This window comes from Kribbella solani (assembly GCF_014205295.1).
Classification (GTDB): Bacteria; Actinomycetota; Actinomycetes; order Propionibacteriales; family Kribbellaceae; genus Kribbella; species Kribbella solani.
Map to the genome: position 1 here is coordinate 4,422,455 of NZ_JACHNF010000001.1, position 19,223 is coordinate 4,441,677.

The 19,223-nt window shown below is 69.0% G+C and carries 17 protein-coding genes; 10 read left to right on the forward strand and 7 right to left on the reverse strand.

Going from position 1 to position 19,223, the window contains the following annotated elements; genetic code table 11:
* Positions 1–25: 25 nt before the first annotated feature.
* From HDA44_RS20095 to HDA44_RS20105, 3 genes are all read right to left on the reverse strand, one after another.
* The gene (locus tag HDA44_RS20095) at positions 26–1,030 is read right to left on the reverse strand and encodes an iron-siderophore ABC transporter substrate-binding protein (protein WP_184836665.1); all 1,005 of its coding nucleotides are present in this window, start codon (positions 1,028–1,030) and stop codon (positions 26–28) included.
* A gap of 47 nt (positions 1,031–1,077) precedes the next feature.
* Complete coding sequence (gene ngcE, locus HDA44_RS20100; protein ID WP_184836667.1) at positions 1,078–2,424, reverse strand: N-acetylglucosamine/diacetylchitobiose ABC transporter substrate-binding protein; 1,347 nt, start codon at positions 2,422–2,424, stop codon at positions 1,078–1,080.
* A gap of 68 nt (positions 2,425–2,492) precedes the next feature.
* Positions 2,493–3,284 carry a sugar isomerase domain-containing protein gene (locus HDA44_RS20105; RefSeq protein ID WP_184836669.1) on the reverse strand — a complete coding sequence of 264 codons (792 nt, stop codon included), beginning with the start codon at positions 3,282–3,284 and terminating at the stop codon, positions 2,493–2,495.
* Positions 3,285–3,493: 209 nt separating this feature from the next.
* On the opposite strand from HDA44_RS20105, the gene HDA44_RS20110 reads away from it, so the two are divergent.
* Positions 3,494–4,534, forward strand: coding sequence for an N-acetylglucosamine kinase (locus tag HDA44_RS20110; protein ID WP_184836670.1), 1,041 nt, complete (start codon positions 3,494–3,496; stop codon positions 4,532–4,534).
* A gap of 113 nt (positions 4,535–4,647) precedes the next feature.
* Here HDA44_RS20110 and HDA44_RS20115 read toward each other — a convergent pair whose 3' ends face one another.
* A complete protein-coding gene (locus HDA44_RS20115; protein WP_184836671.1) occupies positions 4,648–5,031 on the reverse strand; it encodes a YciI family protein in 384 nt (127 codons plus the stop codon).
* A gap of 116 nt (positions 5,032–5,147) precedes the next feature.
* On the opposite strand from HDA44_RS20115, the gene HDA44_RS20120 reads away from it, so the two are divergent.
* From HDA44_RS20120 to HDA44_RS20130, 3 genes are all read left to right on the forward strand, one after another.
* Positions 5,148–5,999, forward strand: a complete 852-nt coding sequence (locus HDA44_RS20120; protein ID WP_184836673.1) for an alpha/beta fold hydrolase — start codon at positions 5,148–5,150, stop codon at positions 5,997–5,999.
* 141 nt (positions 6,000–6,140) lie between these two features.
* Positions 6,141–6,734, forward strand: a complete 594-nt coding sequence (locus tag HDA44_RS20125) for a helix-turn-helix domain-containing protein (RefSeq protein ID WP_184836674.1) — start codon at positions 6,141–6,143, stop codon at positions 6,732–6,734.
* A 2-nt stretch (positions 6,735–6,736) separates the two neighbouring features.
* Positions 6,737–8,014, forward strand: coding sequence for an MFS transporter (locus tag HDA44_RS20130; RefSeq protein WP_184836675.1), 1,278 nt, complete (start codon positions 6,737–6,739; stop codon positions 8,012–8,014).
* On the opposite strand, the gene HDA44_RS20135 is transcribed toward HDA44_RS20130, so the two are convergent.
* Positions 7,956–9,284, reverse strand: coding sequence for a hemolysin family protein (locus tag HDA44_RS20135; RefSeq protein WP_184836676.1), 1,329 nt, complete (start codon positions 9,282–9,284; stop codon positions 7,956–7,958). The two genes, HDA44_RS20130 and HDA44_RS20135, sit on opposite strands and share 59 nt — an antisense overlap.
* 160 nt (positions 9,285–9,444) lie before the next feature.
* Between HDA44_RS20135 and galT the strand changes: the two genes are divergently transcribed.
* Together galT and galK are read left to right on the forward strand one after the other, a co-directional pair.
* Positions 9,445–10,491: a galactose-1-phosphate uridylyltransferase gene (gene galT, locus HDA44_RS20140; protein WP_184836677.1), complete on the forward strand. Its 1,047-nt coding sequence runs from the start codon at positions 9,445–9,447 to the stop codon at positions 10,489–10,491.
* Positions 10,488–11,618 carry a galactokinase gene (gene galK, locus HDA44_RS20145; protein WP_184836678.1) on the forward strand — a complete coding sequence of 377 codons (1,131 nt, stop codon included), beginning with the start codon at positions 10,488–10,490 and terminating at the stop codon, positions 11,616–11,618. The genes galT and galK overlap by 4 nt, the downstream gene beginning before the upstream one ends.
* 33 nt (positions 11,619–11,651) lie before the next feature.
* Here galK and HDA44_RS20150 read toward each other — a convergent pair whose 3' ends face one another.
* Together HDA44_RS20150 and HDA44_RS20155 are read right to left on the reverse strand one after the other, a co-directional pair.
* Entirely contained in the window at positions 11,652–12,884 is a 1,233-nt protein-coding gene (locus HDA44_RS20150) for an MFS transporter (RefSeq protein ID WP_184836679.1), read from the reverse strand.
* Positions 12,881–13,693: a DeoR/GlpR family DNA-binding transcription regulator gene (locus tag HDA44_RS20155; RefSeq protein WP_184836680.1), complete on the reverse strand. Its 813-nt coding sequence runs from the start codon at positions 13,691–13,693 to the stop codon at positions 12,881–12,883. Before HDA44_RS20155 ends, HDA44_RS20150 begins: the two co-directional genes overlap by 4 nt.
* 79 nt (positions 13,694–13,772) lie before the next feature.
* Here HDA44_RS20155 and HDA44_RS20160 point away from each other — a divergent pair, with 79 nt between their 5' ends.
* The 4 genes from HDA44_RS20160 (at position 13,773) to HDA44_RS20175 (ending at position 17,922) form a co-directional block, all read left to right on the forward strand.
* On the forward strand, positions 13,773–14,921 hold the full coding sequence (locus HDA44_RS20160) for a GNAT family N-acetyltransferase (RefSeq protein WP_184836681.1): 1,149 nt from the start codon (positions 13,773–13,775) through the stop codon (positions 14,919–14,921).
* A 218-nt stretch (positions 14,922–15,139) separates the two neighbouring features.
* Positions 15,140–15,805, forward strand: a complete 666-nt coding sequence (locus tag HDA44_RS20165; protein WP_184836682.1) for a GNAT family N-acetyltransferase — start codon at positions 15,140–15,142, stop codon at positions 15,803–15,805.
* Between the two features lie 98 nt (positions 15,806–15,903).
* Positions 15,904–16,743 (forward strand): CAP domain-containing protein, encoded by an 840-nt coding sequence (locus tag HDA44_RS20170; protein WP_184836683.1) that lies wholly within the window; start codon positions 15,904–15,906, stop codon positions 16,741–16,743.
* 192 nt (positions 16,744–16,935) lie between these two features.
* A complete protein-coding gene (locus HDA44_RS20175) occupies positions 16,936–17,922 on the forward strand; it encodes a CAP domain-containing protein (protein WP_184836684.1) in 987 nt (328 codons plus the stop codon).
* The last annotated feature ends 1,301 nt before the right edge of the window (positions 17,923–19,223 follow it).

Consider the following 19,223-nt stretch of genomic DNA (forward strand, 5'->3'; position numbering starts at 1 on the left):
CCAACCGCCCGACCGCGACGGCAAATCAGCCAGTCGTCGCCGGATTCCCGTCCGCCGCGGCCGCGAGCTTCGGTACCAGGTCGTCGAGCACGATCGGCAAACTGAGCACCGAGACAAAACTGATCGCGCCGTACAGCGGGTCGTCGTAGTTCTCCTCGACGAACACGTCCCGCCGCTCGGTACGTACCTTCAGGTTCCGGTAAAGCGGATCAGCTTTCAGCTTCGCCGTACCGCCCTTGGACGGGAACCACAGCAGCACCTCCTGGTCCAGCAACGTGATCCGTTCAGCACTGAGATTCCCGCCGAACTTGTCCCCGATCACCTTGTCCAGCCCGGCCGGCAACGTGAACCCGAAGTCGGTCAGCAACCGCGACCGCGGATCCTGCGACCCGAACACGAAGAACCCCTCGTACGGCGAAGCGATCAACGCGCTCTTGCCCTTGAACTCAGGATGTTTCGACCGCACCTCCGCGAACCGCTGCTCGATCCCCCGCACCAGGTCATCGGCCTGCCGCGCCTTCCCGACGGCCTGACCGACCGTCCGCGCCACCACCTGCCACGACACGCCATAGTCCGGTACGCCGACCGGCTGCGCGACCGTCGGCGCGATCGCGGTCAGTTTCTTGTAGTCGTCCGCGGAGATCCCGGAGTACAGCCCGACGATCAGATCCGGCCGGAGCGCGGCGATCTTCTCGAACTGCAGTCCGTCCTTCTCGCTCAGCACCTGCGGCAGCGCGGCGTCCCCGAGCTTCGCCTTCGCCCACGGGAACAGCGCCCCGGGCTTCTCGCCGAACCACTCGGTCGTCGCCACCGGTACGACACCCAGCGCCAGCATCGCGTCCTGCTCGACCAGCCCGACCGTCACGATCCGCTTCGGCGCTTCCTTGACGACCGTGTCGCCGTACTTGTTCTTGATCGTGACCGGGAACCCACTGCCCTGGTCCGCCGCGGCTTGTGGCGCCTCGTCGGCACCGCTTCCGCACCCGGTCAGGGCGAGCAGGAGTACGGCCAGGAACACCAGCGGACGCATGCGGACCTCACAGATTCGAGTTAGGTTGCCCTAACCTAACCCGAAACTCATCCCCGGCGGTACTTGGTGATCGCGTCGTCCGCTTTGAGCTTGTCGGCGGCGGCCTGAATCCGGGCGGTCCACTCGGACTGCTGCAGTCCGCCGGCCAGGTACTGACCGGTGGCCGCCGCGGCCTCGTTCGCAAAGGCCGGGTACCAAGTGTCGAAGTACCAGGCGATGGTCTGGTCGCCCGCGGCCGCCAGCAGATCCCGAGCCGACCGAAGCGCCGAGCCGATCTCCAGACCGTCCGCCGCGCCCCGCACGATGGTGAGCTGATTGGACTCCGAACTCACCTGCGCCGCGACGTCCTGGGACAACTGCGCCCGCAGGTACTCCAGTCCACCGGCCGCATTCTTCGCCTTCGCCGGCACCAGGAACGGCGCGGTCGCCGCGACATGCAGCCCGCTGACCAGCGCGGGCGACGTGTCCAGCGCCGGTACGGCGAACATCGTCAGCGCGAAGTCGGCCGGGATCTGGCCCTTCATCTCGTTCTCCAGCCAGTTCCCGCACGGCAGCATCCCGGCCTTCCCGGCCAGGAACCGTTTCTGCGAGCCGAGATGGTCGTACTTCGCACTGCCCGGCGCGATCAGCCCGCGCTTGGCGAGCTCACCCACCGCGGCGATCGCCCGGGTGACGTGCTCGTCCTTCCAGGCGCCCGCCTCCAGGTTGTCGATCCGCTTGAGCACGTCCGCGCCGCCGGACTTGGCGGCCAGCGTGAGTACCAGCTCGAGCAGGTAGTACGGGTGCGTGCCGGCGTAGATGAACGGGCCGATCCCGGCCGCCTTCATATCGGTGCCCAGGGCAAGCAAATCCGGCCAGGTCCGTGGTACGTCCCAGTTGTGCCGCTGGAACAGGCTCGCGGAGTACCACAGCCCGTACACGGTGACGATGTAGTTGAGCGTGCGCTGCGTACCGTCGTAGCGCCCGGCATTGAGCAACGGCAGGAGCTGGTCCTTGACCGTCTTGTTCGGATCGTCCCAGGACGGTGCGGTGAGGAGCCGGCTGAGATCGCTGAGCTGGTTGTCCTTGACCAAGCGGCCGAGATCCAGCGCGCCATCGCCGCTGCTCAGCACCACATCGGGTGGCGTACCGGTGGCGAAGCGGGGCAGCAACTCCTCCGGCAACTGAGCGGTCAACTTCGGCGTGACACTGGCCCCGGCGTACTTCTTCCGGTACGCGGCCGCGCCGAACCCGCCGTACTCGTCACCGATCACCACGTCGACCGCGGCGGCGCCGTCGACCTGGAACGGGTTCTGCGGCGACACGGTCGGAGCCGTCGTCGACGGGCCCGACGAGCAGCCACTCAGGACCGCGCCGCCCAGCACTCCCTGCAACAAGGTCCGCCGTTTGAGCACCACCGCAGGCTAGTCCTTCAGAGTGCCGCGGCGGCCGGCATCATGCCGACCGCCACGGAACGAATCTTTCAGGCAGTACGCCGGATTCGGCCTTCGTACCGGGCTTCCAGGGCGTGGTTGTGCTCGTCGCCACCCGGGATGTTCGCCGACAGGTACACCGGCGGGGTCTCGCCGGCCTCGGTCATCCGGCGCAGGACCTCCGCGACCAGCATCTGCGCGATCAGGGCCGCGGTGATGGACGAGACCGCGCAGACCTTGCCGCCACCGTCCGGCAGGTCCAGCACCGAATCGCCGAACGGCGCGTGGTTGTCGAGCACGACGTCCGCGAAGTCGATCAGCTTCTTGCCGGACGGGTGCCGGGACTCCATCCCACTGGTGTGCTGCATCGAGGTGATCGCGATCAGCGGGTGGCCCTTCTCCTTCACCACGCTGGCCAGTTCGACGATCGAGCCGTTCACGCCGGAGTTCGACGCGATGATGAACAGGTCGCCCTCGCGGGCCGCGGACAGCTCGTAGAGCTTCCGCGAGTACGCCGGGTCGCGCTCGAGTTCGGCGCTGCGGAGCAGTTCCTTCGGCTCACCGCCGAGCAGGACCAGGTCGCGCAGCGCGATCCGGTTGCTGGCGATCAGGCCGCCGGCCCGGCCGGCGATCTCCATCGCGAGCGCCTCCGAGTGCCCGGACCCGAAGGCCTGGATCACCCCGTTCGCGCGCAGCGACGTGGTCATCAGGTCGGCGGCGGCCTGGATCGGGCCGTCGATCTGCGCGGTCACCGCGGACAGCACCGGCATCAATGTCCGCACATAAGCCTGCGCGCTGACGCCCGAAACGCTCGCGCCGTCCCCCGAAACACTGCTGGCCATCAGCGGCCCCACCCCTCGATTAATCTGTTCACTTCGGCAGGCTCGATGCCGACAAGTGCGCAGGTTTGCGGTTTGCTGGACAGAACTTTTCTCAACTGACAGCTAAAGTCAAGGCTCATCTAGAGGATCTCCTCAGATCGGGACCGTTGCGTGACCTTGTTCTATTGTGCTTGTTAATAAGCTCTTTTGAGCAGTTTGGAGCATTGAGTATGTCGGTAGAACGCCCTCTGCCGGACCCTGCCGACACCGCCGCCGGCCAAGTGGTCCAGGCGCCGGCCGGTCCGCTGGTCCTCGGCGGGGACCTCGGTGGCACCTCCACCCGAATCGTGATCGCGGACTCCGAGGGCAACGTAGTCGGTCGCGGTGCCGCCGCGGGCGGAAATCCGACCAGTCATCCGGCAAGCGCGGCGGCCAACTTCGGTCAGGCGCTTCACATCGCCGTCACCGGGCTGGACCCCACGACCGTCCGCGCGGCGGTGGTCGGCATGGCCGGCGGCGTGGCGCTCGCGCGGCCGGACGTGGCGGCCCAGTTCGAGGCGGCGTGGACGGGCGCCGGGCTGACGGTTCCGCCGCGGTACATCGGTGATCTGGAGGTCGCGTTCGCCTCCGGCACGCCGGAACCGGACGGCACCGTGCTGATCGCGGGCACCGGCAGCAACGCCGGCCTGATGCGCAACCACGAGCTGGTACGGATGGCGGGCGGGCACGGCTGGTTGCTCGGCGACGACGGTTCCGGCTTCTGGCTCGGGCGCGAGGCGGTACGCAGTGCCTTGAAAACGCTGGATCTCCGGGAGCCGCTCGGGCCGCTCGGGCAGTCCGTCGTGCTGGCGATCCTGCCGGAGCGGACCGCAGAATCGATTGCACAGGGTGAAGGATACGATACTCTGCGTGACGATTTGGTGCGTACGGTGAACGGGCGGCCGCCGGTCATGCTGGCCGAACTGGCGCCGGCGGTGATCGCGGCGTACGCGGCGGGTGATGAGACCGCTCAGGCGCTGGTGAAACGCGCAGCCGAGTTGCTCACGGAAACCGCCGCGCGGCTGCAGACAACGTCGGACACCGGCCCGATGGTGCTGGCCGGCAGCGTCGCGGGCGAGTCCTCGCCGGTCGGGCAGCTGATCCGGAAGTTCTTCGACGGCGACGTCCGGACCGCCCGGGACGGGGTGAGCGGCGCGACCTGGCTGGCCCTCGACCGCCTCGACCCCGCCCTCGCGACGGAACAAACCCACTCCCGCCTGGTCCTGTCCTAGAACCCGGTCCTGTCCTAGAACCCGGCCCTGTCCTAGAACCCGGCCCTGTCCTAGCACCGGTCCGATCCTGGAACCGGCCTTGTCCCCAGGACCGGACCTGGCCTGGAACCGGCTCAGTCGAAGACCGACACCGGCCGGACCTCGACCGCGCAGAACTCGGCCTCCGGAATGGTGGCCGCGATGTCTTCGGCGCGGCCGGGTCCGGCCACGTCGATCAGGAAGACGCCGGCCAGTTGCTCCTTCGTCTCCGAGTACGGGCCGTCGGTAGTGGCCCGGACGCCTTCGCGGACCCGGACCACCCGGGTCTTCGCCGGCGGGTCGAGCGGGACCGCGCTGATCAGCTCACCGGACTCCTGGAGCTCGCCGAGCAACTTCTCGAGCTGCGCCGACAACGCGGCCCGGGCCTGCTTCGGCAGCGCCTTTCCCCGCTCGGTGTTGAGGAACGACGGGTGCCCCCAGGTGACCGGGTTGCTGTGAATGAGCAGCAGGTACTTCATGGTCGAACTTCCTTTCGGACAGCGAATCTTTCGCAGCAGAGGTCGGAAGCGATCCGGGCCACTCGACATTTCGGCACTTAGAGGGTGTCTGAGGACACCCTCTTAGGCTGGCCGGCATGGATGAGATCGATTTCCGCCTGGCGGATGGACGGATTCTGCACGGGTACGACAGCGCGCCGGGTGACGACAGCCGGCTGGTCGTGGTCTGGCATCACGGCACGCCCAATCTGGGTACGCCGCCCGCGCCGCTGGCCGACGCGAGTGAGCAGCTCGAGATTCGGTGGATCGGCTTCGACCGGCCCGGGTACGGCGGATCGACGTCCGCGCCGGGCCGCACGATTGCCTCGACGGCAGCCGATCTGACCACCGTCCTGGACACCCTGGGGATCGCGACCTGCGCCTTGATGGGGTACTCCGGCGGCGGCTCGTTCGCGCTCGGCGCCGCCGCGGTACTCGGTCCGCGCGTCACCGCGGTCGCCACTCTCGCCGCGGTCGCGCCGTACGACGTACCCGGCCTCGACTGGTATGCCGGGATGATCCCGTCCGGCGTCGCATCACTCGAAGCGGCGGTCGCCGGGCGGGACGAGAAGCTGCGGTACGAGACCTCGGGCGTCGAGTACGACCCGGAGTTCACCGAGTCGGACGTGGCGATGTTCGGCGGACCGTGGGGCTGGCTCGGCTCGGTCGCCGGAGAGCCGGCGATGCCGAACGGCCCGGACGGCCTGGTCGACGACGACTGCGACTACGTCCTGCCGTGGGGCTGCGACCCGGCAACGATCACCGCCCCCGTACACCTGATCCACGGCACCGCCGACCGAATCATCCCCAGCACCCACTCCGAGTGGCTGGCCGCCAACCTCCCGAACGCCACCCTCGACCTACACCCCGGCCTAAGCCATGTCTCGATCCTCACCCACGCTACCCCCGCCCTGACCTGGCTCCGCCAAGCAGTACCGAAGAACAGGTAGTCCTTCCCCAGTCCCGGCGTGCCGCCGCCCATCCGCGGCGTGTCGGGCGACTTGGGCCTACCACTACCTGTCGTTCGGTGCGCGGCTCCGATTCCAAGCAACAGCTTGACATCTGACTGAGGCATGCCGCATATTCCAAGCATGTCTTTGGAGAATGACCCGCGGCGTACCCGGTTGCTGAACGATCCGCTGGCGATTCGTGCGATGGCGCACCCGGTCCGGCTGGACCTGCAGGCGTTGCTGGGCCGGGAGGGGCCGATGACGGCGGCGGACGCGGCCCGGCGGCTGGGGATCAGCCAGGCGCTGGCGTCGCATCACCTGCGGCAGCTGGCGAAGTACGACTTCGTCGAGCCGGCGCCCGGGAAGGACAACCGCGAGCGCCCGTGGCGACTGGTCTCGACCTCGCAGTCCTGGCGTGACGCCGGCGCCACTCCCGAGGGCGCCGCGGCCGCCGAGGTACTGGAGCAGTTGCTGGCCGAACGCGCCCTCGACTCACTCAGCCAGTGGCAGCAGCAACGCCCGACCGAGGACGCGGTCTGGCGGGACAACTCGGGTATCGGCCAGAGCGGCTTCTACCTGACCCGCGACGAGCTGGCCGAGCTGGTCACGCAGATCGACGCGCTGCTGCAGCGCTGGGTCGACGAGCGCCCGATCGACGACAAGTCCACCCGCCCGCCGGGCAGCCGGCACGTCCAGTTCACCCAGATCGTCACCATCTCCCCCGAAGAGGAGTAGCCATGAAGGACTTGTGGGGCGTCCTGGTTCGGCAGCGTGACTACCGGCTGATGCTGAGCGCCGGCCTGATCTCGCTGACCGGCGATTGGCTGCTGCGTACGGGCCTCGCCTTCCAGGTGTACGTACTGACCGGGTCGACGCTCGCCTCGGGCGGACTGCTGCTCGCATCGTTCCTGCCCGCGGTCGTACTCGGTTCGCTGGCCGGTGTCTTCGTGGATCGCTGGGACCAGCGCACCACGATGCTCGTCACGAACGTACTCAACGTGGTCGTCCTACTGCCGCTACTGGCGGTCCACGGCGCCAGCACGATCTGGATCGTGTACGCGGTCGTGCTGGCGCAGAGTTGTCTGCAGCAGTTCTTCACGCCGGCCGAGCAGTCACTCGTACCCGTGCTGGTCAGCTCCGAGCAACTGGTCACCGCGAACGCGTTGAACAGCCAGATCCGCGATCTCGCCCGATTGATCGGCGCGGCGCTCGGCGGACTGTTCGCGGCCATCGGCGGCCTCACGATGCTGGCGATCGGCGATGCGGTGACGTTCCTGATCGCGGTCGCGCTGGTCGCGGCGATGCGGTACCGGCGTACCCACCCGAACCAGGCCGAAGAGACAACCTCGGAAGAGACTGCAGGCGGCGCGATCCGGCGGCTGAAGACCGAGTGGACCGAAGGTTTGCGGCTCTGCGTGGCCGGGCCGGCGATCCGGTTGCTGTTCGTCTTCTCCCTGGTCACCGGGGTTGGCGAGGGCATCATGAGCACGCTGTTCGCGCCGTTCGTCAGCGCCGAGATCGGCGGCGACGGCAAGGTGTACGGCCTGATCGTGTCGTCGCAGGCGATCGGTGGCATCGTCGGCGGCCTGATCGCGGCCGCGATCGGCTCCCGCTGGCCGGCCGCGACGCTGTGGGGACTCGGCGCGTTCGCCTTCGGCGTGATCGACGTCGCGCTGTTCCTCTACCCGTTGGTCTCGGACAGTACGTTGCCGGCGTTCGTCTTCATGATCGTCGTCGGCCTGCCCGGCGCGCTCAGCCTGGCCGGGATGATGACGGTCTTCCAGCACCTGACCGCCGACGGCACCCGGGGCCGGATCTTCGGTGCGATCGGCGCCGCCGAGAGTGTCGCCGTCCTGGTGGGGATCACCTCGGCCGGTTTCCTCGGCGACGCCGTCGGCATCATCCCGGTCCTGGTCGTCCAGGGTCTCGGGTACGTGGTCGGCGGGCTGGTCGTGTTCAGCCGCCGGCGGGGGCTGCTGCCTCAGAGGGCGGTTGCTCCTCCGCTGCCGGCGTGACCCGGTGCAGCCGGACCCGCGCGACCCGGCGGCCGTCCATCTCGGTGACGGTCAGGGTGTGGGTACCGAGCGGGACCTCGTCGCCGGTGGCCGGGACCTTCCCGAGCGCGGCGGCGAGGAACCCGCCGACGGTCTCGTACGGACCGTCGGGCAGCTCGATCGTGGTCGCGTCGGCGAAGTCGTCCAGGTTGAGCAGGCCGTCCACGACCAGGTCGCCGCTGCCCAGCCGGGTGGTCTCGGCCGCTTCCTCGTCGTACTCGTCCTTGATGTCGCCGATCAGTTCCTCGACCAGATCCTCCAGCGTGACGATGCCGGCGGTGCCGCCGTACTCGTCCAGGACGATCGCGAGGTGGGTACTGCGGCGGCGCATCTCGGTCAGCGTCGGCAGCAGCTTCGCGGTGTCGGGCAGCATCAGCACTTCGCGGGCCAGGTCGCCGACCCGGACCGAGCGGGTCGCGACCGCCGGGTCGAACAGGTCCCGGACGTGGACGAAACCGGCGATGTCGTCCGCCGAGCCGTGCATCACCGGGTACCGCGAGTGTGGCCGCTCGGCGGCGAACTTGACCGCCTTGTAGGCCGGCATCTCGGCGTCGACGAAGTCCACCTCGGTCCGCGGCAGCATCACCTCGCGGAGCTGCCGGCTGCCGGCCTCGAAGACGTCGTCGACGATCTTCCGCTCCTCCTCGCCGAGTGACTCGTGCCCGGAGACCAGGTCGCGGAGCTCCTCGTCGGACATCACCTCGCGGTTCGCGTTCGGGTCACCGCCGAGCGCGCGGACGACCAGGTCGGTCGACTTCGACAGCAGCCAGATCACCGGCCGGGCGCCGGAGGCGATCCGGTCGACCATCGGGCCGAGTACCAGCGCGAACCCTTCGGCCCGCTGCAGCGCCAGCCGCTTGGCCGCCAGCTCGCCGACCACGATCGAGACGTAGGAGATGCAGATGGTGATCAGTACCAGCGCGACCGTGTTCGCCACCGAGGCCGGCAGGCCCAGGGCGCGCAGGTGCGGCGCGAGCGCGTCGGCCAGGGTCGCGCCACCGAAGGCCGCGGACAGGAACCCCATCAGCGTCACGCCGATCTGCACGGCGGAGAGGAACCGGTTCGGGTTGGCGGCCACCTTGGCGACGATCTCGCCGCGCCGGCCGCGGTGCGACAGGGACTTGAGCTGGCTCTCCCGGAGTGAAACCAGGGCCATCTCGGCGGCGGCGAAAACGCCGCCGATCAGTACGAAGACCAGAATCAGAACGATGTTGAACAGGGTTTCGTTCATGGGTGGGATGTCCTAGCGCCCTCTCGTCAGACCACGAGAGGGCGGGCGTTGGGCGTAATCGTCGTCCATTTCCCAATCGTACCGGCAGCGCGACTGTTCGACTTTGTTGGTTTATGCTGATTCCTGGCCGGACACGTCGAACGGCCGGGAGGGCCACACGATGAACACACCCCGCGGAGTACGCCGGACCGGTACCACCCTGTCCGACGGACGCGAGCTGATCTACTACGACCCGGCCGACGCGCCGGTACGAGTACCGCTCGAGGACAGCCGTGGCCTGCCCGCGCCCCAACCGCAGGTGGAGCTGCGTACGGACCCGCTGACCGGCGACGTGATCACGTACGCGACCCACCGCAACACCCGGACCTACCTGCCGCCGGCCGATCAGTGCCCGCTGTGCGCGAGCAAACCCGGCAACCCGACCGAGATCCCGGACCACGACTACAACGTGGCCGTGTTCGAGAACCGGTTCCCGTCCTTCGCCGGCCCCGGCCGGACCGAGGTGGTCTGCTTCACCAGCGACCACAACCGGTCCTTCACCGACCTGTCCCAGGGCCAGGCCCGGCTGGTCGTCGACACCTGGGCCGACCGGACCGCCGAGCTCGGCGCCCGCGACGACGTCGAGCTGGTCTTCCCGTTCGAGAACCGCGGCCGCGAGATCGGCGTCACGCTCAGCCACCCGCACGGCCAGATCTACGCGTACCCCTTCGTCCCGCCGCGGATGCGGAACCTGCTGACCCAGGCGCGCAAACACCAGGAAGTTGCCGGTAGCAACCTGTTCGCCGATGTCCTGGCCGCGGAGCGCAAGGAGGGTACGCGCGTCGTCGCCGAGAACGGGAACTGGACCGCGTTCGTGCCGGAAGCCGCCCGCTGGCCGGTCGAGGTGCACCTGTACCCGCACCGGCAGCTGGCCGGGATCGACGAGCTGTCGGTCGGCGAACGCGACGACTTCGCCGAGCTGTACCTGGACGTCCTGCACCGGCTCGACGGGCTGTACGGCGAGCCGCTGCCGTACATCGCCGCCTGGCACCAGGCGCCGGTACGCGTCGACCGTGAACTCGGATACCTGCACCTGGAGGTGTTGTCGATCCGGCGGGCCGCGGACAAGATCAAGTACCTGGCCGGTTCCGAGTCCGGGATGGGCGCGTTCATCAGTGACACCCGGCCCGAGGACGTGGCCGAAACCCTGCGGAAGGCCGGTTCGTGAGCTCCTTCGAAGATCTTTTCGGCAAGCCGGCGGACGGCAGCTGGCGGGCACCCGGCCGGGTCAACCTGATCGGCGAACACACCGACTACAACGACGGCCTGGTCCTCCCGATCGCGTTGCCGAACCGGATTCTGGTCACCGCCGCCAAGCGCGACGACGGCCGGATCGCGGTCTCGTCCGCCGGGCGGCCCGGGGTGATCGAGTTCGGGATCGACGAGCTGGCGCCTGGTTCGGTCGGCGACTGGGCCGCGTACCCGGCCGGGGCCGCGTGGGTGCTGCGCGAAGCCGGCTACCCGATCGGCGGCGCGAACCTGCTGTTCGACTCGGACCTCCCGTCCGGCGCCGGACTGTCCTCGTCCGCCGCGTTGCTGTGCGCCACGTTGTCCGCGTTACTCGGCCTGGCTGAGGCCGAAGTCGATCCGGCCGAGGTCGCGCGGCTGGCGCAGCGGGCCGAGAACCAATATGTCGGGGCGCCGGTCGGGCTGATGGATCAGATGGCCTCGATGTGCTGCACCGCGGGGCATGCGCTGTTCTTCGACATTCGCGCGATGGCCACCGATCAGATCCCGTTCGATCCGCCGGCCGATGGTCTCGCGCTGCTTGTGGTCGACGTGAAGGCGCCGCATCGGCATGTCGACGGCGAGTACGCCGCCCGCCGGAAGAGCTGCGAGCAGGCGGCGGCCGAGCTCGGCGTACCGGCGCTGCGGTCGATCGCGTACGCGGACCTGGACGATGCGCTTGCCCGGCTGAAGGACGAGGTCGTACGAAAGCGCGTACGCCATGTGGTCACCGAGATCCGGCGGGTCGAGGACGCGGTCGCGTTGATGCGGGCCGGCAAACTGCGCGAGGTCGGGCCGCTGTTCACCGCGTCGCACGCTTCGTTGCGGGACGACTTCGAGATCACCGTGCCGGAGCTGGATGTCGCGGTCGACACCGCGCTCGCGGCCGGTGCGCTCGGCGCGCGGATGACCGGCGGTGGTTTCGGCGGCTGCATCATCGCGCTGACCGAGGCGGACGCGGCCGAATCCGTCCTGGCCGCGATTGAGAAGGCCTTTGCCGAGCACGGTTTCAGCGCCCCGAGTTCGCTCGCCGCGACACCGTCAGCCGGCGCTTCCCGCCTCAGCTGACGCCTTCCCGGGATCAGCTTGTGGTTCCCGGGATCAGCTTGCGGTTCCTGCCTCGGCTGCGGCCGTCGTGGGGGCTGAGGCGCGTACCTCGCGCCGGATCAGCGGTGCGGACACGGCCGTGGCGACCAGTTGCAGCACGCCGAGGGCGAAGTACGGCGTCCGCAGGTTGGTGGTGTGGGCGAGGAAACCGGCGCCGACCGCACCCACCGGCGCGGCGCAGAACGCGACCATCCGGTAGACCGCGGTCACCCGGCCGAGCAGCTCGGCCGGGACGATCCGCTGCCGCAGGGTGATCGACACGACGTTCCACCAGGTGCCGCCGAAACCGAGCATGATCGACGCGCCCGCGACCACCGCGAACACCGGAACCAGGCCGAAGACGATCGTCGCCACACTGCCGATCACCATCGCGCCGACCAGGTTCACGGTGATGCCGAACCGGCGCGACAACCGCGGTGCCAGGAACGCGCCGGCGACGCCACCGACCGCGTAGATCGCGACCAGCCAGCCGAAACCCTGCGCCGGCAAGTGCAGCACCTCGAGTACGTACAGGACCAGGATCGAGATGATCCCCGCACCGACACCGTTGACAACGGTCAGCAGCAGGCAGAGCGTACGCAGCAGTTTGTGCTGCCAGAGGTAGACAAGTCCTTCGCGAAGTTCACGCCCGAGATGCCGGTCGGGCGCGCGTACGCGGGCCGGCGCCGCGCGGCGAACCGTCCACACCAGCAGGGCCGCGAGCGCGAACGAGATCGCGTTCAGCAGCATCGGCAGCCCGTGGCTGAGGACGAACAACGCCGCGCCGAGCGGCGGGCCGATCAGGTTGCTCAACAGCAGCAGGGACGCCTGGTTGTAACCGTTGGCGCGTTCGAGGGCGGCCGGTGCCACGACGTCGATCACCACCACCGATGCCGCGTTGTCGAAGAACGGCGCCAGCATGCCGAGCAGGAACGCGGTCACCAGCAACAGCGGGATCGTCACCAGACCGGACAGCACGGCGGCCGCGAAGACCCCCGCGAGCACGGCCCGGACCGCGTCGACGATCCACATCGTGCTCGTCCGCCGCCAGCGGTCCACCATCACGCCGGAGATCAAACCGAGCAGCAACCACCCGACGTTCCCGGCCGCTTCGCTGAGCGACACGATCCGCGGATCCCGGGTGATCGACGCCGCCAGCAACGGCAACGCCCCGAACATGATCCCGTCCCCGGCAAACGAAACGGCACCAGCGGTCCAGAGAATCCAGTAGGACCTGCCGAGCTTCATGAAGCGACGACTAGGTCACATCCGGTGTCGCGCATCGCTTTGCGGGCGGCCGTGGAGAGGCCGTTGTCGGTGACGATCACGTCCAGGTCGGACCAGGTCGCGAACGTACTCAGGCCGACCGTCCCCCACTTGGTGTGGTCGGCGACCACGACCACCTCACGGCTGGCGGCGATGAACGACCGGTTCGTCTCGGCTTCCATCAGGTTCGGCGTACTCAACCCGTGCTCCGCGTCGACACCGTGTGCCCCGAGGAACAACAGGTCCAGATGCAGCGATGCCAGCGCGGCGGTCGCGATCGGGCCGACCAGAGCATCCGACGGCGTCCGGATGCCGCCGATCAGGACGACGGTACGGTCCGAGCGGCCGTTGCCGTGGAACACGTCGGCGATCCGCGCCGAGTTCGTCACGACGGTCAGGTTCTCCACCCGGAGCAGCTGCCGGGCCAGCGCGTACGTGGTGGTGCCCGCGCCGATGCCGATCGCGCTGTCCGGTTGGACCCGGGTCGCGGCCTCGGCGGCGATCGCCTGCTTGGCCGCGGACTCCTGCGTCAGCTTGGCGTCGAAGCCCGGCTCGTGCGCGCTGCGCAGTCCGACCGACGTCGCGCCGCCGTGCACCTTGTGCAGCAGGCCGCTGGAGTCCAGCGCGTCCAGATCGCGCCGGATCGTCATGTCCGAGACCCCGAACCGGTCGACCAGCTCGGCCACCGTGATCGCGCCCCGGCTGTTGACCTCGGCAACTATCGTGGCCTGGCGCTGGGCGGCCAGCTGGCCACCGCGGCCCCGTGGCGGTTCTGCTCCGGCTCCGTTCACAGCAGCCACAATAGCCCCGCGAGCGGTGAAACGCGTTCAAATATGTTGCTTGCCCGGGGGCAGCGGGTCACCCTGAAGCATGCGATTTCCCGAAGATGTCCCGGTCCTGACCGACGGCGTGGTGACCCTGCGTGCACACTCGGCGGACGACATCGACACCGTGTTCGAGATGTGCCAGGACCCCGTGATGCAGCGCTGGACCACCATCCCGGTCCCGTACCTGCGCGAGCACGCGGTCGGCTTCCTGACCGAGCAGATCCCGGCCGGCTGGCGGGAGAACACCGGCTGGTCCTGGGCGATCGAGTACGACGGCGCGTACGCCGGCACCGTCGGCCTGCACGACGGCGAGGGCGGCGTCGGCGAGATCGGGTTCGCGGTCGGCCCGGCGGTCCGGGGCCAGGGTGTGATGACCCGGGCGGCACGACTCGCGGTGCGGTACGCGTTCGACGAACTGGACTGGACCCGAGTGATCTGGCGCGCGTTCGTCGGCAACTGGGCGAGTCGCCGGGTGGCGTGGAAGACCGGGTTCCGGGACCTGGTGACGATTCCGGACGGCGGCCGGGCGCGCGGCGTACGCGAGGACGAATGGGTCGCGTCCGTGAGTCGCGGCGACGAGCTGGAACCGCAGGGCAACTGGTGGACCGTGCCCGTACTTGAGGACGGTGGCGTCCGGCTGCGGCGGTTGCGGGAGACGGACGCACGGCGCGTACAAGAGGCTTGCAGTGACGAGCGGACGCAGTACTGGCTCACGGGCATGCCTTCGCCGTACGAGCTGAGCGACGCCGAGAAGTTCATCGCCGGGGAAACGGCCGGGCAGGCGAGCGGACGGGTCGTGTCCTGGGCAATCGCCGATGCCGTCAGCGACGAACTTCTCGGCAACGTGAGCATCTTCGACCTGGACAACCGGTTCGACCCGACCAGCGGCGAGATCGGGTACTGGGCGCACCCGGATGCCCGCGGCCGCAAGGTGATGACAACGGCGGTCCGGCTGGTCATCGCGCACGCCTTCACCCCGATCGCGGACGGCGGTCTCGGCCGGCGTCGCCTGGTCCTGCACGCGGCGGACGGGAACACCGCCTCCGCCCACGTCGCCGAAGCCACCGGCTTCACCCTGGTCGGCACCGAACGCCTCGCCAGCCCGCGCCGCGACGGCACCCACAACAACCTCCTCACCTTCGACCTCCTCCAAACCGACCACGCCACCGATCCGCCGGCCAAAACCATTTGAGTGGTTAACCTCCGGCGCTGTCCCTTCGCCCCACGCATGCGGGTGGTGAAGGGACAACCGCGGTGGTTCACCTCTGAAATGGCGTGGGGTTGGGGGTTGCGCGGTGGTGTGGGGCGGGGGTAACGGTTACCGGGTGGAGGCGGAAATTTACGGCGGGTTGGTGAGATGCGACACCGGTTCCCCTCGCCGTGCGGGGATCGGGCTGCTTGAATCGACGGGTGAGAGATCGTGAGGAACTCGTCCGCCGTTGGCAGGCCGGGTGGTCCGTCTCGCGTGGCTGGACCACGGTTGAGGACGACAACGACGGCATTCTGACCGTCCGCGCAGGTGAGGAGAGCCGACCGACGGAGTACGTCGTACTGGACGCGGACGACAAGCCTGAACGGGTGGAACGAGCGGCGCAGCTGGCCCTCGCCGACGGCGGAGGCCGCGGCGCCGGGTGGATCACCCTGGCCACCGACGACAAGGAAGCCCGGATCGAGCAGTTGGAGGATCTCGGTCTGGAGGTCCAGCAGGATCAGGACTGGCTGATGACCATCCAGCTGTCCGAGCAACCGGCGCTCAAACTGCACGAGCGGTACGCGTTGCACACCGAGCTCGAGGACGACCTGATCATCACCCGGGCCACGTTGCACGGCGGCGTGGTGTCGAGCGGCCGGATGGCGGTCGTCGGCGAGGACGCGGTCGCGGACCGGATCGAGACCGACCCGGCGCACCGGCGGCGCGGACTGGGCAGCGCGGTGATGGCGTCGCTGGTCGAGGCAGCGGCGGCGAAGGGCGCGAAACGCGGCATCCTGATCGCGTCGATCGACGGCCTGCGGCTGTACCGAAGTCTGGGCTGGAAGGTCATCGCGGACATCGTGATCGCCCGCTCGACGGCTTGATGCTCCGGCCGTTTGAAACGGTTGCGATAGTCAAAGGTTCGTGAAGGGGCCGGGTACGGCGGCATCGGCAACCGCGTGCCCGGGCAAGGCTGCACGACATGACGAACCACCGACGGTCCCGGGCAAGTGGTGTGGCCGGGCCGCTGATCGCATCGTTGTCGGCGCTGGTACTGCTGGCGGGGGTGGGGTGGTTCGTTCTGCGCGAGTCCCACCCGGGCAAGGTGGTCAGCCAGGAGGGTCTGGTCACCTCGGTGACGCCGGCTGGCGACGACGCGACGACGAGCGCCTCGGCGCGGCCTTCCGCATCACCGCCAGCATCACCGTCCGCATCGGCACCGGCCTCGGCGTCCGCGTCGGCGTCGGCGTCGGCGTCGGCGTCGGCCAAGCCGCGTGTGACGCCGGGGCGTACGAGTAGCGCGCCGAGTCGCGGGAGTACGCGTACGCCGAGCCCCACCAAGACGACGTCCACGCCGACCCACACTCCGACGCCGACACCCACGGCGAAGAAGACGAAGACCAAGGCGCCCAAGCCCGATGGCGGGTCAGGGCCGGCGGAGGCGCAGGTGCTCGCGCTCACCAACCAGGAACGCGCCAAGGCCGGCTGTGGTCCACTGCGGACGAACAGCGCACTCACCAAGGCCGCCGCGGCGCATGCGGCCGACATGGTCGACGAGCACTACTTCGCGCACGACAGTCTGGACGGGCGCAGTCCGTTCGACCGGATGAAGGCGGCCGGGTTCGGCGGGGGTTCGATGGCCGAGAACATCGCGGTCGGGTACACCAGTGCGGCGGCCGTACTGAAAGGCTGGATGAACAGTCCCGGTCATCGCGCCAACATCCTGAACTGCGCGTACTCCATGATCGGGATCGGCTACGACAGCGGGCGGGTCAAGGACGACTGGGGCAACGGCAGCTGGGTGCAGGACTTCGGCGGCTGAACATCGGCCGCCGAGCCGCAACACGTTCAGTCAATCGTTTTCTTCAGGGATTGTTAAGAGGGTTCTCGGGTTTGTAACGATGACCTCGCGCGTCGGTTAAGGTCGCTGTTCGGTGACCAGGGGGGGACCTGGCAGGACCAACGGGGAACGACGCGCACACGGTACGACGAAGAACAAAGGATTCGCCCAGCCATGACGGATTCGCCTACCCCCCGGCGGCACCGCGGCAGCAGACGAGCTCCCCGGCGGAGCCGTGGCCTGATCGGCCCGATCGTCAGCGCGCTGTCGGTACTGCTCGCGATCGGCCCGGTGGTCTGGCTGATGTCGCGCGACACCTCGCACACCAACGACGCCACCACCGTGCTGAACGTCGCCGAGAACAGCCGCGTCGACGGCGGGTCGAGCGAAGGTACGTCCGGTACGCCGCTGATCACCATCACCAAGACACTGCCGGACGGGCGCACGACGACCGCCGTGATCGGTACGCCGGCGCTCGGAACCGGGACGACCTCGACCTCGACGTCGACGACACCGGCCACGACCGGTACGCCGAGTGACAGCCCGAGCAGCTCACTCACCACCCCCACGGTGTCGACTGTGCCGACTGTTGGGGTGACGACCGTGACCGTGCCGCCGACCCCGGGGCGCACAGACCACGGAGCCGGGAAACCGCGGCCGACCCGGAGTACGAGCAGCACGCCGCGGGACACGCCGACCAAGACGAAGACGACCGAGCCGAAGCCGAGCGATACGCCGGAACCGCCGCCCAGCGGAGGCGGTACGAACGCGCAGGAGCGGCAGGTGCTCGACTACACGAACCGGATCCGTGAGCAGCAAGGCTGCGGACCGCTCCGGCTCGACAGCGCGCTGGTCGAGGCGGCCGGGCGGCACGCGTCGGACATGGTCCGGCGGCACTACATGGACCACAAGAATCCCGACGGCGAAGGGCCGGGCGACCGGATGGCGGCCGCCGGGTACCGGGGGTCGGGCTGGGGCGAGAACATCGCCGCCGGGTACGACTCCGCGCAGAAGGTGGTCACTGCCTGGATGAAGAGCGACGGCCACCGGAAGAACATCCTGAACTGCCGGTTCACCTCGATCGGAGTCGGGTACGACCCCGGCCAGGTGAAACCGGACTGGGGACCGGGCAGCTGGGTCCAGGATTTCGGCCGGAGCTGACCGGTGCCGCTTGTTCAGGTTGTACCGGCTGTCACTGTTGTCCCGGATGTCACTGTGCTGAAGACACCGAGTGTTGATGAAACGTTGTGTCACGCTCACAATGTCCGGCCGATTCGCGGCCGGTCGTGGCGGGTAGATCCGTCCTTGTCCTGTCGCCGGGCGTACCTGGGGGGCACCGGTGAGACGGCTGATGAGGCACGTCTTGGGGGCGCGACTTTGAGAGGAACAACGAAATAATGTCCGAGTCCGGCAACGGCCGGTACAAACCGCGCCGGAAGGCGACCCGAGCGGCGACCCGCTCGTCGCGCTCCGGCAACCGGTCCACCCCGCCCGCGGAATCAACCCCGCCCGCACCACCCGAACCACCACGCTACGCACCACGCTCCACCGACGACTCACCGTTCTGGGCCCAGAACACGAGCACGTCGAACGAGTCCCCGTTCTGGGCCGGAAGCACCCAATCCCGCCCAGCCACCCCGCAGTACGCACCCCGCACCGCCCTACCCAGCTACACGGCCCCAGAGAACAACCCCCCGGCCTCAACCGCCGACGCCGGGTCGTCCGATGGGTCGGCTGCTGGGCCAATTCCTGGGTCGTATGCCGGGTCGTCCGGTGGGTCGGTTGCTGGGCCGATTCCTGGGGTTGGGTCTGGTTCCGGGTTGGGGCAGCGGGCGGCGGGTGGGAATCCGTCGTGGGTCGCACAGTCAATTGCCGGCGTGGACCCTGAGCCGACGCCGGCCACTCCACCACCGAGCCGAGCCCGCCGCGCGGCCCGCCGCACCCCGGCACCAGACCAGCCGACAGCCAAACCTCCCGCCGGCGCCACCACTGGTACGACCGCCGGTGCCGCTGATACTGCCGCTGGTACTGCCGCCGGTGCCGCTGGTACGACTGCCGCCACCACCGCCTGGTCCTCCCGCCAGGTGGCCGACGACTGGGCTTCCCTCGGCGACGCACCAACCACCCCGGTCACCACACCCACGAACACCAACCACCCCGCCCACACCACCGGCGCGGGCGCTGCAGGTACAGGTGCTGCCGGAGCAACCGGTGGCCTGGGTGCTACCGGGTCGACGGGCCGGCCGGGCGCTGCGGGGGCAGGCGCGGCCGGTGTAGGTGCTGCCGGTGCGACCGGTGGTGCGGGTGCTGCCGGGTTGACCGCTGGTGTTGGGTCGATTGGGGGTGTTGGGGTCTCGAGCAGTGCCTCTGGTGAGCGCGTCGTTGGCGCGGGAGTTGGTTCGTCGGCGGCTGCTGCCGGTGACTCGAGTGCTGCCGGTGCTGCCGGTGGCTCGAGTGCGGCG